Genomic DNA, 17,078 nt, shown 5'->3' on the forward strand with positions numbered 1-17,078 from the left:
ATCAATTCAGGATCGAATAACTAAACCGGTTTCTATTGTTTAACAAAGGCTTTACACTAAAGAATTATGTGAGCAATATCTTTGTTACAGCGCATTAATTATAAATATATCTTATAATTTGATAACTAAAATGTGCTCCATTAGATTAACACACATAATTTGATTAACAAAATGAATTCAAGAAGAGACTTTTTGAAGAAAGCAGCAATGTTTTCTGGTGCTGCCGGTTTAGCAAACGTAATTCCCATGTCTATACAAAAGGCAATGGCAATTGAAGCTGATCCCGGAACTACTTTTTATGACGCAGAACACGTGGTTTTCCTGATGCAGGAAAATCGTTCTTTTGATCATATGTTTGGTAAGCTGAGTGGAGTACGTGGATTCAATGATCCCCGTGCAGCAATTCTGCCCAATAAAAATAAAGTATGGCTGCAACAAGATGCTTCTGGAAATACTTTTGCACCTTTCCACATAGATATTAACAAAACTAAAATTACCTGGCAGGGTGGGTTGCCCCATTCCTGGAATGACCAGGTTGCAGCCCGTAATAAAGGGAAATATGATAAATGGGTCCCGGTAAAAACCCTGATGACCTTAGGGCATTACGAGCGTAGTGATGTTCCTTTTTATTACGCTTTAGCAGACGCCTTTACCATTTGTGACCACAGCTTTTGTTCCTCACTGACCGGGACTACACCAAACAGGTTATTCTTCTGGTCAGGTACAATCCGTGCGGAGCAAAATGGAAAAGCTGTAGCAGCAGTCAATAACTCACAGGCTGAATCTCATTCTGGTACTTTTGTAGACTGGGATACTTTTCCGGAACTACTGGAAGACAATGGCATATCCTGGAAGGTTTATCAAAACGAACTCTGGACGGTAAATTTACAAGATAAAAGAGTTGGTGATTGGGTGGATAATTATGGAGATAACGCCTTGGAATATGTGAAAAGATATAACGTTAAACTTTCTGCCTACTTCCGTAAACACGGTGACCAGACTAATAAAAAAGAAATTTTAACTGCAGAACAAGTCACTGCAAAATACAATAAACTAAGCCAGAAGGAAAGAAACCTGATAGACAAAGCATTTGCGACCAATATCAATATGCCAGGAGATTATCTGGAACTAGAACCCTTCACCTATACCGATGATCAGGGGAAAAAAGAAACAGTGGATATCCCTAAAAATGATATTTTCCATCAGTTCAGAGCAGATGTAGATCAGGGTAAATTACCTGCTGTTTCCTGGTTAGTTGCCCCTCAGCGCTTCTCAGACCATACCAGTTCTCCCTTATATGGGACATGGTATGTATCCGAGGCCATTGACATTCTGACCAAAAACCCTGAAATCTGGAAAAAGACCATCTTTGTTTTGACTTATGATGAGAATGATGGGTATTTCGACCATATCCCACCATTTGTAGCGCCAAACCCTAATGACCCGGAAACAGGAAAAGTCTCTTCAAAAATGAATATTGACGTAGAATGGGAAGCTAAAACGGGAAGTCCGCTAGGTTTAGGATACCGCGTACCGATGCTGATCGCTTCACCATGGAGTAAAGGAGGATATGTGAATTCACAAGTATTTGACCATACCTCTTCACAACAATTCCTGGAGAAATTTCTAAGTAAAAAGATAGGTAAGAAGATCAAAAATAATAATATAAGCGATTGGAGAAGGGCCGTTTGCGGAGACTTAACCTCAGTTTTCAGACCTTATAACGGGGAGAAAATAGTTAACCCTAAAGCATTGCAAAAGAATGAGGTCGTAACCAGTATTCAAAATGCGAAGAATAAACCAGCACAGGTTACCCCTGATGCACTAACAGCAGCAGAAATTGCGGCAATTAATGCCAATGCGCCATTTTCTTCCGCGTCGCCCGCAGCTATGCCTGTACAAGAAAAAGGAACAAGAAAAGCTTGTGCTTTACCCTACCAGTTATTCGCAGAAGCTAATCTGAATGCAGATAAAACGGCAGTAGAATTAAAATTTGAATCTGGTAAAACCGGATTTGGACAATTGCTGGAGCCAGTTGGTTCTGCATTTAGTGTGACTTCTTTAAATCCATATAGTGGTATCAATGGTAAAAACTGGGATTATGCGGTGAATGCAGGAGATCAGGTAACGCACCAGCTTCAGTTGAGTAAATTTAAAACTGAAAATTATAACCTGCTGGTTAGAGGGCCTAATGGATTTTTCAGACATTTCAAAGGCAGTAAAAATGATCCTGAGCTTACCATAAAGTGTACCTATGAAAAATCGGGGTTACTGAAAGAAAAACTCAGTGGAAATGTTAGTATACTATTGGAAAATACAGGAGCAGCAGCTTTAACACTGGAAATCAAACCAGGTGTATATGCAGGTAATTCCCAGAAAGTCCAATTGAAACCTAAAAGTAAGGAACAAGTCGTATTGAATCTTGGAAAGCACTCCGGTTGGTATGATTTTACCATTGTAACCGCAGATGAAGCTTATAGCAGACAGTATGCAGGGCATGTAGAAACCGGTGAAGAGTCCGTTTCTGATCCTTACATGGCAGGAATCCTATAATTACCTATCCTTGTTTATAAGTGGGCAGAGAGATAAAGAAAGAGCTTCCAAAGTTTTTACCTTCACTTTCTGCCCATACTTTACCTTTATGGCTTTCCACAAGCATTTTTACAATAAATAAACCTAAGCCATAGGATTTTTCATGTGCTGTAGGAATGGCACTTAATTTCGCGAATTTCGTAAATAGCTTTTTCATATCGTCCTCACTCAGGCCCAGGCCTTGATCCTTGAACTCAATAATCAGCTCCTCCTCCATCATCGAAGTATTGATAACAATGGTAGCTCCTTCATAAGAGTACTTCATGGCATTACTCAGCAAATTATCCAATACATCCACTATACGTTCCCGATCCGCATAAATTAAAGCAGACAGGTCATTGTTAATGATTAAAGTTTGATTTTTCGCAGCCAGTGAAAGTTCAAAAGACTGTTGCAACTGTAACAGCAGGCCGGTAATCATCACAGGTTCATGAACTAATTCAACCAGTGAATTTTCATTTCTGGCGTCTGTCAGCAGGTTGTTAAGCTTTTTCTCTACGCCTTTAGAAGAATTCTCAATTTTGGCGGCCATAGTAAATACCTTTTCACTTGTCATTTCACGGCTGCCCAACAGTTGGGCGTACAGAGAAATTGAAGTGATAGGGTTTTTCATATCATGAGCCAGACGATGCAGCCGGTCATCATAAGCTCTCACAATTTTTCTGTTCACCATCCTGGTCTCCAGCTTCTCCATCACCATCCTGGAAAGTAACAATAGCATTCTGGATTGATGGTCGGTTACTGTAGTCCGGGGTTCAGCATCCAGGACACAGACCGTACCCAGTGCAAATCCATCCGCAGTTCTGATCTGTGCAGCTGCATAAAATCTTACGCCCCCTGGCCTTGCGATATAAGGGTTTTTCATCAGTTCAGGAAATTGATGAGTGTCGTGAAAAATAGTCAGGTCATCCTCCATAATACTCAGCGAGCAAAGACCATAAGCTCTGGAAATATGATCAACCTCAATCCTGCTGCTACTTGCTTTAACGAAAACATGCCCTTTATCAACAAAAGTTACAAAAGCCTTCTTCGTTCCGAATATTTCGGCCGCCATTAAAGCAATCGTATCAAAATCCGTTTCAAAATGGGTGTCCAGAATTTCATATTGGTATAGTTTTTTTAATCTGCTCTCGTCATTATTGGGAATAAGATTATCCGGCATTTGATTATTTATCATTGATTTAATTCAAGGCATGCATAGTGAGTTGATAGGGCACGTTTTAGCCCCTTTTTACCCGGTATAAAAAGAAATCCCGGGAATAATATTATGCATTAAACAAAAAACTGGTTTGATTGTTGTATAAATTGTTCTTTTTATGAAACGATGCTGATTAACTACAATATTAAAAGAATTACAATGACCGGTCCGTGTATGTTTATTTGTGAATATTATTCATCCTTATAAATTATGAGTATAATTAGACTTTGCCTGGGATTTATTAAGTTTCTTTATTCACAGGTATAAGAAGAGCATGAAATTCATGTTGTTCTTATACCTGGACTGAAAGGCAGGAGAAAAAAGGCTTTAAAATTATTGCGACTAAGCCTTCATTTCCTTCTTTACACGCTGCTGCTTTTAACCAGCACTTTACATGGAGAAGTAAGTTTTACACTTATCGTTCTTTGCTGTAAGCTGTTCAAAATTTAGCACAGGTGAGAATTCAGCCTTTCCTTAACGGTTTAACAGGGGTAAAATCTCATCCACATACTTTCTTTCATTAGCCAGCCGGGGCACTTTGTGCTGTCCGCCTAATTTGCCTTTTGATTTCAGCCAGTTATAAAAAGTATCTTTTGGTGCATTGTGGACTTTAGGCCTGCAAAGCGCCATATTATTGAAACGTTTAGCATCATAGTCAGAATTGATTTCCCGCAGTGTCTGATCCAGCACGTCCACGAATTTCTCAAAATCATCAGGCTGCTGGTCAAATTCTATGATCCATTCATGTCCTCCAGCATCATTCCCTTTAAAATAAATAGGACAGGCAGTATAATCTTTAAAAGCTGCGCCAGTTTCTCTGCACGCTTTACTGATGGCCTGTTCGGCATTGTCAATAATTACTTCTTCTCCAAAAGCATTAATAAAATGTTTAGTTCGGCCTGTAATTTTGATCCTGAAAGGGGATAAAGAAGTAAATTGAACCGTATCTCCAATTACATAGCGCCATAAACCAGCATTGGTAGAAATAATAATTGCATAATTTCTATTTAATTCTACCTCTCCAAGATTTAAGGTAACCGGGTTATCATCACAAAGCTGCTCTAAAGGTAAAAACTCATAGTAAATGCCATAATCCAGCATGAGCAACATCTCTTCAGAATTTACCTGATCCTGTATGCCAAAGAAGCCTTCAGAGGCATTATAGGTTTCCAGGTAATACATATCAGCTCTTGGGATCAATTCTTTAAACTGTTCCCTGTAAGGACTGAAATTTACCGCCCCATGAAAATAAAGTTCCAGGTTTGGCCATACTTCCAGTAAATTCTTCTTGCCCGTAATTTCCAGTACTTTTTTTGCCAGCACAATTGTCCAGGTAGGTACACCAGAAATATTGGTTACGTTCTCTTTAATGGTGGCTTCTGCCATGCGGTCCATTTTTTGCTCGTAATCATCCATCAAAGCGATTGAAATATCCGGTGTACGGTAATATTCCGCCCACATTGGCAGATTTTTGATCAGTACAGCAGAAAGATCGCCATAAAAAGAGTCTTCATTTAACTGATTAATTTGATGGCTGCCACCTAATACAAGCGCTTTTCCGGTCAGGATCTGGTTGGAGGGTTTGTTATTGCAGAAGATGGAGATCATATCTTTCCCACCCTTAAAATGGCATTCCTCTAAAGCCTCAGGAGAGACTGGGATAAATTTACTTCTGTCACTGGTTGTTCCGGATGATTTGGCGAACCACTTAATCTCTGAAGGCCAGAGAATATTTTGTTCCCCCTGCAGCATCCGTTCGATATAAGGTTTTAGAGAATCATAATTCTGCAGCGGAATACGCTGCTTAAACTGATCTGGGGTCTCAATAGACTTATAATCATATTTCTTTCCCCATTCTGTGTTCTCTGCACAGGAAATCAGGGTATGAAACCATTCCTCCTGGACATCTATCGGATATTTCATGAAAAGCTCAATCTGGTGGACACGCTTTTTCATATACCAGGTGAAAATAGAATTTACAATTGCCATACGATACCTTATAAGTTTTTACTGCGAAGTACAAAATTGGAACCCAGGTAGACCTTTCTTACCATTTCATTGGCGGCAAGTATTTCGGGAGTGCCAGACTCCAGTATTTTACCTTCAAATAGCAAATAGGCCCGGTCCGTAATGGAAAGTGTTTCCTGAACGTTGTGGTCGGTAATCAGGATGCCGATGTTTTTATTTCTGAGTTTGGCTACAATTGTCTGGATCTCCTCTACAGCAATGGGGTCTACTCCTGCAAATGGTTCATCCAGTAAAATGAAATTAGGACTTGCAGCAAGTGCTCTTGCAATCTCTGTCCTGCGGCGTTCCCCTCCTGATAAAAGGTCACCACGGTTTCTTCTTACTTTATGCAAACTGAATTCGTCAATTAACTCTTCCAGTTTTTCCTGGCGCTCTACCCTGGTCATGGTTGTCATTTCCAGAATCGACAAGATGTTATCTTCTACAGACAGCTTTCTGAAAACTGATGCTTCCTGTGCTAAATAACCAATACCTTTCTGCGCCCTGCGGTACATCGCATCCTTGGTAATGTCTTCATCATCCAGAAAGATATTACCTTCATTAGGTTTGATCAGTCCTACAATCATATAAAAGGAAGTCGTCTTTCCCGCTCCGTTAGGGCCGAGTAATCCTACAATTTCCCCCTGACTCACACTAAACGAAACGTCATTAACGACAGTCCGCTGTTTGTATTTTTTTATAAGATTATCAGCTCTTAATATCATTTATATGATTGGTTATTTATCTCTATTGCTTTAATATTCAATTGCAGACGCTTCTGCTCTTTCCACACATTTTCTTCTATCGTATAACAAACAGAGAAAGGTTGATCGGGTTTTAATAGTTGTTCAAATTCTGCCAGTCCGAATCCAATGGTTTCAAAAATACTGGAATTTTGTTGTTTAATACTCAACTTTAAATGTTTTGCCCCTACAATATAAGGTCTTCCCACATAAAATACATCATGGCTCACAAATACCGGGGCCGGGTTAACCGGGCCAAAAGGGGCCATCTGAGCGAGTATGCGTTGAAATTTGCCATCAATCTGAGCCAGTGAAATTTCATTGTCAATCAAAATTTCAGGACAAAGTAAATTTTCTGTGATAGTAGCAGCAACGACAGTTTCAAACCTTTCTGCAAAGGCTTCGATGTTTTCGGGCTTGATTGTCATACCGGCTGCAAACTTATGACCGCCAAATTGTTCCAGTAAATCAGCGCAACTTAAAAGTGCTTCATACAGATCATAACCAGGTACTGAACGTGCCGATCCGGTCAGCATCCCATTTGACAGGGTTAGAACGATAGTTGGCCTGTAATATTTTTCCGTCAGCCGGGAAGCGACAATACCGATCACTCCCTTATTCCATTGGTCGTTGTAAACTACTGTTGTTTTTTTATTGATCAGGATTTCAGATTCATCAATCAGCGCTAAGGCCTCTGCGGTAATATGCTGGTCTGTTGTTTTCCGGTCTGTATTCTGCAGGTTAATGAAAAGACTTTGTTCTGCTGCCAGGGTATCTGCTGTACACAATAACATTTTAACAGCCTGGTTACCATGATCCATTCGTCCTGCGGCATTAATCCGCGGTGCTAAAGTGAATACCACATCAGTAATGGTAAAATCTTTGTTTTTACCACAGCTATCCATTAAAGCTTTCAACCCAGTACAAGGGTTTGTATTTAATTTGATCAGCCCATAATAAGCAAGGGTACGGTTTTCGTCATTGATTGGCACAATGTCCGCAGCAATAGAAACCATCACCAGATCAAGGTATCTTTCGTAATTTTCTGCCGGCAGATGATGTGTCAGGCAATAAGCCTGAGCCAGTTTAAAACCAATTCCGCAGCCTGCAAGTTCTTTAAACGGATAAGGGCAATCCAATCTTTTAGGATCAAGAATAGCAACTGCTGCCGGTAATTCATCGCCTGGTAAATGGTGGTCACAAATGATGAAATCTATACCAAGCGTATTGGCATAGCCGATCTTATCATTTGATTTAATTCCGCAATCCAGGGCAATAATCAGTGTAATTCCCTGCGCTTTTGCATGATCAATCCCTGCGGTAGAAATCCCGTATCCTTCTTTATGACGGTCAGGGATATAATATTCAATAGCCGAAGTAAACTGGCTGAAAAAACTATAAGCAAGTGCTACCGAGGTTGTTCCGTCCACATCATAATCTCCATAAATCATGATCTTTTCTCCTGCAGCCAGTGCAAGATCAATCCTGGCGATTGCTTTATCCATATCCTTCATTAAAAAAGGATCATGTAGTTGGGTAAGCTGCGGTCTGAAGAAGTCTTTAGCTTCCTGAAAAGAGGTGATATCCCGTTGTACTAATATTTCAGCTAAACTTATATCTATATTTAATTGCTGTGCAAGCGAATCTGTTATTTCTACTTTACCCTTTACGGCCTGCACCCATCTTTTCTTCATTTAGTTTTAGTTTTGTGTTTTTTGCAAAGCGCTGTTTAAGCGGTAATGACGTTAGCATGAAGGTATTTCATACAGGTTCCATATCTTTGTAACAGATTGTAAATATATCATTAATTATTCTTTTGACTAACACCTACGCCATTGCAAGTTTTCACTTTATATGAAGGTTCTTATTCTGTAGCAGCCGACAAAAAGTTCGTCCCTTTTAATCCTCAGACAGATAGCCCTAAAGACAGACCCGGATCTCTATTTATTCACGTTAATCCCTTCCTTGTTAAATTTGGAGATAAATTATTGGTACTGGATACCGGATTAGGCTATAGTAACAGTGATGGAGCGCTGATTTTACATGAAAATATCCGCAAAGCAGGCTTTAATCCTGAAGATGTGGATTATGTTTTAATGTCACATCTGCATTTTGATCATGCTGGTGGTATGGTGCATAAAGAAAACAATGGAATGGAACTTAGTTTTCCAAATGCGACCTATGTGATCCAGCGTGGAGAATGGGAGGGTGCCTTTACCAATGCTTCTTCCTCTTACAGAACCGAGATCTTTGATTTCCTGCAGCGGAATGCAACGCTGGTTTTCGTAGACGAAACAGGTGATTTAATTCCGGGTATCAAACACATCCTCACGGGCGGGCACACCCCTTTTCACCAGGCCTGGTTATTAGAAGATGAAGAAAATAAAGTATTTTTTGGTGGCGATGTTTTACCAGAGCCAGAAGAACTGTACAAGAAATTTATTGCCAAATACGACTATGATGGCCGCAAGTCCATGGAATTAAGAGAAGAATTTGGGCGTACCGCTGTTACCGAACACTGGAACTGTCTTTTTTATCATGGTAAAAGCAAAGCGACCGGCTTTATAGAACTCGGTGAAGAAGGTCAGTTTAAAGTTATATAGCCTGCGTATTTTTGCCTTCAAAGAGTTCAATAAGACGTTCAATAGAAAGGGGTTTAGAAATAAACCCTTTTACTGTTTTATAGGTTTTGGCTTTTTCAATATCATTCTCATAAACTGAAGAAGAGAGCATATACATGTCTATCTCTGTTTGTATCCCTAGTTTCTCATAGGCATCTAAAAACTCCCAGCCATTGAGTACCGGCATATTGATGTCAATCAGGATCAGATGCGGAAGGACCTCATTGTTCGCTATTAATTCCTGCAGGTATTCAATCGCCATTGATCCGTTTGTCTTGGCAACCATTTTAGCCTCAAAGCCTGTTTTTTCTACAATTTTCTTAATAATGAAAATGTTAATGTCATCATCGTCAATTACCAACAGGTTAATTTTAGTATTCATCAGCTTAATAGTTTATAGAAAGATCACCAGGATTAATATAAAGATATAAAATAGAAACGTAAAGTAAATCCTTGAGGATTTATATATTTCAAAAAAGCAGGATCATCTTAAAAAAATGATCCTGCTGCTTATCAAAGGAAGGTGAAATTGGTTTATAAACTAACTTCTTCTTCCATATAACTTTCTATTGGCGGACAAGCACAAACTAATGACCTGTCTCCAAATGAATCGTTAACTCTTCCAACCGAAGGCCAGAATTTATGTTCAGCTACATAAGGTAATGGGAATGCTGCAGTTTGTCTGCTGTAGCTATGTGACCATTCGTCCCCTGTAACTTTAGCTGCAGTATGCGGTGCATTTTTCAATGGATTATCTAATTTATCCAACGTACCGTTCTCCACCTGGGTAATTTCATTTCTGATCGCAATTAAAGCATCACAGAAACGGTCAAGCTCATGTTTAGGTTCACTTTCGGTTGGTTCAACCATAAGCGTTCCGGCAACCGGGAAAGAAACTGTTGGGGCGTGGAAGCCATAATCCATTAATCTTTTCGCAATATCAACGACCTCGATACCAAAGTTTTTGAACCCGCGGCAATCCAGGATCATTTCATGTGCACAACGTCCTTTACTTCCAGAATAAAGTACTGGATAATGTTTCTCTAAACGCGCTTTCATATAATTCGCATTTAAGATGGCATATTCAGTCGCATTTTTTAATCCCTCGCCACCCATCATTGCAATATAAGCATGAGAGATGATCAGGATAGAGGCAGAACCCCATGGTGCAGAAGATACCGCGTGAATTGATTTCTCATTGTTGATGTTTACAACAGCGTGACCCGGTAAATATTTCACCAAATGTGCAGCAACACCGATCGGGCCCATACCAGGACCACCACCACCGTGAGGGATACAGAATGTTTTATGCAAGTTCAGGTGACATACGTCAGCACCAATGTTTGCAGGGCTGGTTAAACCAACCTGAGCATTCATATTTGCACCATCCATATAAACCTGTCCGCCATTGGCGTGGATAACTTCACAAATTTCAATGATACTTTCTTCAAATACACCATGTGTAGATGGATAAGTAACCATGAAACAAGATAAATTCGCTTTATGCTCTTCAGCTTTTGCTTTCAGATCAGCTACATCAATATTACCGTTTGCATCACATTTAACAATCACAATCTTCATTCCGGCCATCGCTGCTGATGCAGGATTAGTACCATGTGCAGAAGAAGGGATTAAAGCGATGTTACGCTGATGATCACCACGGTCCTGGTGATAAGCTCTGATCACCATTAAGCCTGCATATTCTCCCTGGGCACCAGCGTTTGGCTGTAAACTCATGGCTGCAAAACCAGTAATTTCGCTCAACCAGCGGTCAATCTCATTGAATACAGTGTAATAACCAGCCACCTGATCTGCCGGAGCAAAAGGGTGAACACGGCCAAACTCTGCCCAGGTAACCGGGATCATTTCTGTCGTTGCATTTAATTTCATCGTACATGAACCTAAAGCAATCATAGAATGACAAAGAGAAAGATCTTTTGCTTCCAGTGATTTGATATAACGCAACATTTCATGCTCTGAATGGTGCAGATTAAATACCGGATGTGTCAGGTAAGCCGAAGTACGTTGTAATTCAGCAGGGATTACAGTTTGAATATTTTTTTCTTCAGCAAGTTCAACGCTGTCCGCAGAGATCGCTTTTACTTTAGAAAATATTTTATTCAGCAGTTTGATGTCTTCGATAGAAGTAGTCTCATCCAATGCGATCGTAGCTACAGTACCGATATAGTTCAGGTTGATTTCATTATCGATACATTCTCTATGGATTGAATCTTTCAAATCACCTAAATCAACACGGATGGTGTCGAAGAAAACTTTATTTAATTGTTGATAACCGATTTGCTCAATTGATTGTGAAAGCGCAACAGCCAAACCGTGTGTTCTTTCTGCAATTAATTTAAGACCTTTCGGGCCATGGTATACCGCATAGAAACTAGCCATAATAGCTAATAAAGCCTGTGCAGTACAGATGTTCGAAGTTGCTTTATCCCTGCGGATATGCTGCTCTCTTGTTTGCAGCGCCATACGTAAAGCGTAATTGTTGTGGCTGTCAATAGTTACACCGATAATCCTTCCTGGGATAGAACGTTTATATTCATCCTTAGTAGCGAAAAATGCTGCGTGCGGACCACCAAAGCCCATTGGTACACCAAAACGTTGTGTAGTACCTACAACGATATCAGCTCCCCATTCTCCCGGAGGAGTTAATAAGGTTAAGCTTAAAATGTCAGCTACTACTGTTAATTTAACATTTTTAGCATGTGCTTTTTCAGCGAACGAAGTATAGTTGAACACTTCACCGTTTCCGGCAGGATATTGAACAATTGCACCAAAGAATTCTTCAGTTGCTTCAAATGCCTGGTGATCACCAATTACCAGTTCAATTCCGAATGGATTTGCACGGGTTTTTAAAATGTCTATAGTTTGAGGGAATAACAATTCCGAAACGAAAAACTTATTTGCCTGTGTATTTTTACGCAAACTGAATTGCATAAACATCGCTTCAGCAGCTGCAGTGCCTTCATCTAAAAGAGAAGCATTTGCAATTTCCATACCCGTAAGGTCAATCACCATAGTCTGGAAGTTCAGCAAAGCCTGTAAACGGCCTTGTGCAATTTCAGCCTGGTATGGAGTATATTGTGTATACCATCCTGGATTTTCCATCACATTTCTCAGAATTACTCCTGGAGTAGTGGTGTCATAATATCCTTGTCCGATATAAGATTTGAAAACTTTATTCAGTGAAGCCGTTTGTCTAAGGCTTTCCAAATATTCTTTCTCAGACTTAGCAACAGGTAAATTAAGTGGTTTTTTCAGTCTGATTTTTTGAGGAACAGTTTGTTCAATCAGTTCTTCAATAGAAGTCAGACCAAGGGTGCTTAACATAGCCTCAGTATCCTCCGCATTTGGAGCGATATGACGGTTTTTAAAGTCTTCTTTGTAATGGATGTTTAAACTCATGACGGTTAACAATAAATTTGCGCAAAGGTATTAAAAATTCAGTTCCATTCCAATGGAATGGGCCGATCTAAATATATTCTACAATTGTTTCAAATAGAGCTGAATTGTGTTTTCCAGACCTAAATACAAGGAATCGCTGATTAAGGCATGGCCGATAGAAACTTCCAGTAAATTAGGAATGTTATCTGCAAAATATTTCAGGTTCTGCAAGTCAAGATCATGTCCGGCATTGATCCCTAAACCAAGCTTATTTGCTGTATGTGCGGCTTGTGTATAAGGACTGATTGCTTTGACAGGATCTTTTGCATAATTAGCTGCATAATATTCTGTATAAAGTTCTATCCGGTCAGTTCCTGTAGTTTGTGCAGCTTCGATAATTTCTCTTACCGGATCTGTGAAAATAGAAACCCTGATACCTTCTTTTTGAAATAGCTGGACCATTTCTTTAAGATAGGCCTGATGTTTAATCGTATCCCATCCATGATTGGAAGTGATCTGTCCTTCAGTATCTGGTACCAATGTGACTTGCGCAGGCTTATTGGCCAGTACAAGATCAATGAATTTTTGTTCTTTGCAGTTACCTTCTATATTGAATTCTGTTGAAATGGCTGTTTTAAGATCGAATACATCCTGATAACGGATATGACGTTCATCAGGTCTTGGATGTACAGTGATTCCTTCCGCACCAAAACGTTCACAGTCAAGTGCTACCTTAACCAGATCTGGATTGTTTCCCCCGCGACTGTTGCGTAACGTGGCTATTTTATTGATATTTACTGATAGTTTTGCCATGTACAAAGATAAACCATTAAACATGAACAGGTATAATATTATTGTAAACAGGTTAACGTTCTGTGTAATTATTTGTTGTTTTTTAATTATTGGGGCAAATGTCTGTGCTGCACAAGAGGCGATTAAAAATTATACCGTTTATAATGGGTTAGTAAAGGTACAGGGGACAGAACTTTTGGTGATCCGTAAAATGGAAAAAGCCGGTAAAGTGGTTTATCTGACTGTAAACCCACAAACTTTAGCGACGGCATTGACTGCTAATGCTATTGTCCGTCCGATGGACTGGAAAAGTGCAAAAGCTTATTTTCAGCAGGCCCCTTATTTCAAAGCTTACGATGCTGCCGCAAAACAGGCGCTTGCCTTACAGGACGCAGGAGTGACCCATGGTTTCCCTAAGGATAAAGGAATAACACTGACTATAGATCTTTGTCCTTCACATAAACCGCTGGACCGGATTATTTTTACTTCATTGATTAAGGAGTTTGCAAAAATTGAGCAGCCTGTGCCTGTAGCACTTTCTATAACCGGGCGCTGGATGTTGACGCATACTGATGATTTGAACTGGCTGAAAGAACTGGTCGCAAAAAAAGAAATTGAGATTACCTGGATTGACCATTCTTTTAATCACCATGTGAGCCCGACTGCGCCATTAAAAACTAATTTTTTGTTAGAACCGGGTACGGATATGAATTTTGAAATATTGGGTACTGAACTGGCGATGTTGCAGCATGGCTTAGTTCCCTCTGTATTTTTCAGGTTTCCGGGATTGGTTTCTGACCAGCGGGTGGTAGATAAAGTTTTAGCTTATGGGATTATTCCGATAGGTAGTGATGCCTGGCTGGCGAAAGGGCAGAAGCCCGCTGCCGGCAGTATCGTTTTGATTCATGGAAATGGAAACGAGCCTTTAGGTGTGGCTGATTTTATCAAGTTGCTAAAGAGCAAGAGTACTGAGGTAACGAGCAAACAGTGGCTGATGTATGATTTGTCTGAGAGTATAGCAGACGAATTTGAAGGGGTTAAATAACTGTTTAATAAAAAAGAGGGATGTCCTCTTCGTGCATTGCACTCCGGCACATCCCTCTTTGATTATCTTTAAACAGACTAGTATCTGTAAGCTTCCGGTTTGAAAGGACCTTCAACTGGTACACCGATATAATCAGCTTGTTGTTGATCTAATACGTCTAATTCAACACCGATTTTAGCTAAGTGTAAGCGTGCTACTTTCTCATCCAGTGATTTAGGAAGAACATATACTTTGTTCTCATATTTTCCTGGGTTAGTCCAAAGCTCTAACTGTGCTAAAGTCTGGTTAGTGAAAGATGCAGACATTACGAAACTTGGGTGTCCGGTAGCACATCCTAAGTTTACTAAACGGCCTTCAGCTAATAAAATAACGTCTTTACCATCAATAGTATATTTATCAACCTGTGGTTTGATCTCTATTTTAGTATCGCCATAGTTAGAGTTTAACCAGGCTACGTCGATTTCATTGTCAAAGTGACCAATATTACAAACGATCACTTTATCTTTCATTACTCTGAAATGCTCAGGACGAACGATATTACAGTTACCAGTAGTTGTCACTACGATATCAGCTTCTTTAACTGCTGTAGCGAATTTCTTCACTTCATAACCTTCCATTGCAGCTTGTAATGCACAGATAGGATCAATTTCAGAAACGATAACACGAACACCTTGTGAGCTTAAAGATTCAGCAGAACCTTTACCTACATCACCGTAACCTGCAACTACAGCAACTTTACCAGCAAGCATAACATCAGTAGCACGACGGATCGCATCTACCAATGACTCACGGCAACCGTATTTGTTGTCAAATTTAGATTTAGTAACTGAGTCATTTACATTGATAGCTGGTAAATGCAAAGTTCCGTTTTTCATACGTTCGTATAAACGGTGAACACCAGTAGTAGTTTCTTCTGATAATCCTTTGATTGCAGCGATCAGCTCAGGGAATTTATCGAAAACCATGTTGGTTAAGTCACCACCATCGTCTAAGATCATATTTAAGGGCTGTTGCTCCGGACCGAAGTGTAAAGTTTGCTCAATACACCAGTCGAAATCTGCTTCATTCAAGCCTTTCCAAGCATAAACCTGGATTCCGGCAGCAGCAATAGCAGCAGCAGCGTGGTCTTGTGTAGAGAAGATATTGCAGGATGACCAGGTCACTTCTGCTCCAAGTTCAACTAAAGTTTCAATTAAAACCGCAGTCTGGATAGTCATGTGCAGACATCCTGCGATACGTGCACCTTTTAATGGTTTTGAAGGACCAAATTCAGCACGCAAAGACATTAAGCCTGGCATTTCTGCTTCTGCTAATCCAATTTCTTTACGGCCCCATTCTGCCAGTGAAATGTCCTTTACTTTAAAAGGAACGTAAGTAGTCTCTACTGATGACATATTTTGTTTTGTTAAGTTGTTTATTTATAGTTAGTTGTTGAGTAAACAGAATCGACAGGATTATTCCCTTGATCTATAGCCTCTTTTACTATTACAAAATTACACAATAGTTTAGCCAAATTCAAAAAGGGATCATATGGTTGGGCTGTTTATACAAAGATCTCCACATTCTTGATTTTCAAATGATACTCTGGTGCGCAAGACTGTAAGTCTTAAGCAGTCTTTTAAACGGTTTATTCTTATTGATCAGTATGGGAAATCTATAAACATATGTTTAAAAAAAATGCCCTTCATTGAGGAAGGGCATTGAGTTGAAAAACTTTGTTATAGCTTAAATCTTTAAAATCTTAATCTACCGGACAGCTATTACAACCGGATAGTTTTTGAATTAATGTTCCTTTTTCACCTGTATTATTATTTACAGCAGTAATTGTAATATAAAAGGGAAACGTATTTTCTGATATTTGTTGGTATTGCACCACTATTGAACTGGTTCCCTGGCCACTTACGATAGTTCCAAGATTACCGATAGTCCAGGTATAGCCTGTCCCTGCCTGGCCGGACACACTGTAAGTATAGTTGCTGCCCCCACCATAAACAATTCCACTTGGTCCGGAGATCGTTAGTGCGAAAAAAAGATCTGCAAATGAGCTGCTTACCGGAGAAATAACTGAATCCTTAGTCAAAGAATTTGTTTTGGAAGGCTCAGCAGGGAGCTTGCCTGCAGTAGCCTCTGTAGTATAATAAAGAAGAATTAGGGCCAGAAAAGATAGTGATAAATACTTTTTCATAATAATAACAGTTTAGTTTAAGCTAAACTAAATATTCTTATGAAATAAACAAAATGTTATATTGATTTATTTTTGTTATTAAAGAGGTATTTTGTGTTGTTATGATTAAAAAAATAAATTAAATTGCACAGTAAAATAATAAATTATGATAAAAAACATCTCTCTTTTTCTATTGCTGGCCTTGGGCCTTAATGTAACTGGTTATCCGGCACAGGCTCACGATAAAATTCAAAACGCATTAGTTTCGACAAAAAAACAGCGTTCCATGCAAATTTTTGTAAATACTTTATTAGGCAGGACAATTACACTTGAAGTTGAACTTTCAGATACGATTGATAATATAAAACAGAAAATACAAGATAAAGAAGGTATCCCTGTCGATAAACAGGCATTATACTATGCAGGAAAAGTACTGGAAGATGGAAGAACTTTAAGTGATTATAATATTCAGAAAGAAACTACACTGCATCTGATCATAAGACCGTAATGGACATTT

General features: G+C 39.4%; 13 protein-coding genes. 4 read left to right on the plus strand and 9 right to left on the minus strand.

Features of this window, described 5'->3' with window-relative positions; translation table 11 throughout:
* Window positions 1-171 precede the first annotated feature (171 nt).
* Window positions 172-2,553, plus strand: a complete 2,382-nt coding sequence (locus AY601_RS23480) for a phosphocholine-specific phospholipase C (RefSeq protein WP_068405949.1) — start codon at window positions 172-174, stop codon at window positions 2,551-2,553.
* A gap of 4 nt (window positions 2,554-2,557) precedes the next feature.
* On the opposite strand, the gene AY601_RS23485 is transcribed toward AY601_RS23480, so the two are convergent.
* From AY601_RS23485 to recJ, 4 genes are all read right to left on the minus strand, one after another.
* Complete coding sequence (locus tag AY601_RS23485; protein WP_068405951.1) at window positions 2,558-3,769, minus strand: GAF domain-containing sensor histidine kinase; 1,212 nt, start codon at window positions 3,767-3,769, stop codon at window positions 2,558-2,560.
* A gap of 495 nt (window positions 3,770-4,264) precedes the next feature.
* Window positions 4,265-5,779, minus strand: a complete 1,515-nt coding sequence (locus AY601_RS23490) for a GH3 auxin-responsive promoter family protein (protein ID WP_068405955.1) — start codon at window positions 5,777-5,779, stop codon at window positions 4,265-4,267.
* An 8-nt stretch (window positions 5,780-5,787) separates the two neighbouring features.
* Window positions 5,788-6,522, minus strand: a complete 735-nt coding sequence (lptB, locus tag AY601_RS23495; protein WP_068405958.1) for an LPS export ABC transporter ATP-binding protein — start codon at window positions 6,520-6,522, stop codon at window positions 5,788-5,790.
* Entirely contained in the window at window positions 6,519-8,234 is a 1,716-nt protein-coding gene (gene recJ / locus AY601_RS23500; protein ID WP_068405961.1) for a single-stranded-DNA-specific exonuclease RecJ, read from the minus strand. Before recJ ends, lptB begins: the two co-directional genes overlap by 4 nt.
* 141 nt (window positions 8,235-8,375) lie before the next feature.
* Here recJ and AY601_RS23505 point away from each other — a divergent pair, with 141 nt between their 5' ends.
* Window positions 8,376-9,143 carry an MBL fold metallo-hydrolase gene (locus AY601_RS23505; RefSeq protein WP_068405964.1) on the plus strand — a complete coding sequence of 256 codons (768 nt, stop codon included), beginning with the start codon at window positions 8,376-8,378 and terminating at the stop codon, window positions 9,141-9,143.
* Here AY601_RS23505 and AY601_RS23510 read toward each other — a convergent pair.
* The 3 genes from AY601_RS23510 to AY601_RS23520 form a co-directional block, all read right to left on the minus strand.
* A complete protein-coding gene (locus AY601_RS23510; RefSeq protein WP_232324659.1) occupies window positions 9,136-9,543 on the minus strand; it encodes a response regulator in 408 nt (135 codons plus the stop codon). The two genes, AY601_RS23505 and AY601_RS23510, sit on opposite strands and share 8 nt — an antisense overlap.
* A gap of 152 nt (window positions 9,544-9,695) precedes the next feature.
* Window positions 9,696-12,581: an aminomethyl-transferring glycine dehydrogenase gene (gcvP, locus tag AY601_RS23515; RefSeq protein WP_068405969.1), complete on the minus strand. Its 2,886-nt coding sequence runs from the start codon at window positions 12,579-12,581 to the stop codon at window positions 9,696-9,698.
* A 78-nt stretch (window positions 12,582-12,659) separates the two neighbouring features.
* The gene (locus AY601_RS23520) at window positions 12,660-13,373 is read right to left on the minus strand and encodes a pyridoxine 5'-phosphate synthase (RefSeq protein ID WP_068407893.1); all 714 of its coding nucleotides are present in this window, start codon (window positions 13,371-13,373) and stop codon (window positions 12,660-12,662) included.
* 22 nt (window positions 13,374-13,395) lie between these two features.
* Here AY601_RS23520 and AY601_RS23525 point away from each other — a divergent pair, with 22 nt between their 5' ends.
* Window positions 13,396-14,397, plus strand: coding sequence for a polysaccharide deacetylase family protein (locus tag AY601_RS23525; protein ID WP_068405972.1), 1,002 nt, complete (start codon window positions 13,396-13,398; stop codon window positions 14,395-14,397).
* Between the two features lie 77 nt (window positions 14,398-14,474).
* Here AY601_RS23525 and ahcY read toward each other — a convergent pair whose 3' ends face one another.
* Together ahcY and AY601_RS23535 are read right to left on the minus strand one after the other, a co-directional pair.
* A complete protein-coding gene (ahcY, locus tag AY601_RS23530) occupies window positions 14,475-15,791 on the minus strand; it encodes an adenosylhomocysteinase (protein WP_068405975.1) in 1,317 nt (438 codons plus the stop codon).
* A gap of 347 nt (window positions 15,792-16,138) precedes the next feature.
* Window positions 16,139-16,582, minus strand: a complete 444-nt coding sequence (locus tag AY601_RS23535; protein ID WP_068405978.1) for a hypothetical protein — start codon at window positions 16,580-16,582, stop codon at window positions 16,139-16,141.
* A gap of 145 nt (window positions 16,583-16,727) precedes the next feature.
* Between AY601_RS23535 and AY601_RS25980 the strand changes: the two genes are divergently transcribed.
* Window positions 16,728-17,069, plus strand: coding sequence for a ubiquitin-like protein (locus AY601_RS25980; RefSeq protein ID WP_198163572.1), 342 nt, complete (start codon window positions 16,728-16,730; stop codon window positions 17,067-17,069).
* Window positions 17,070-17,078: the final 9 nt, after the last annotated feature.

The sequence above is a fragment of the Pedobacter cryoconitis genome, assembly GCF_001590605.1.
In the GTDB taxonomy this organism is placed as follows: domain Bacteria; phylum Bacteroidota; class Bacteroidia; order Sphingobacteriales; family Sphingobacteriaceae; genus Pedobacter; species Pedobacter cryoconitis_A.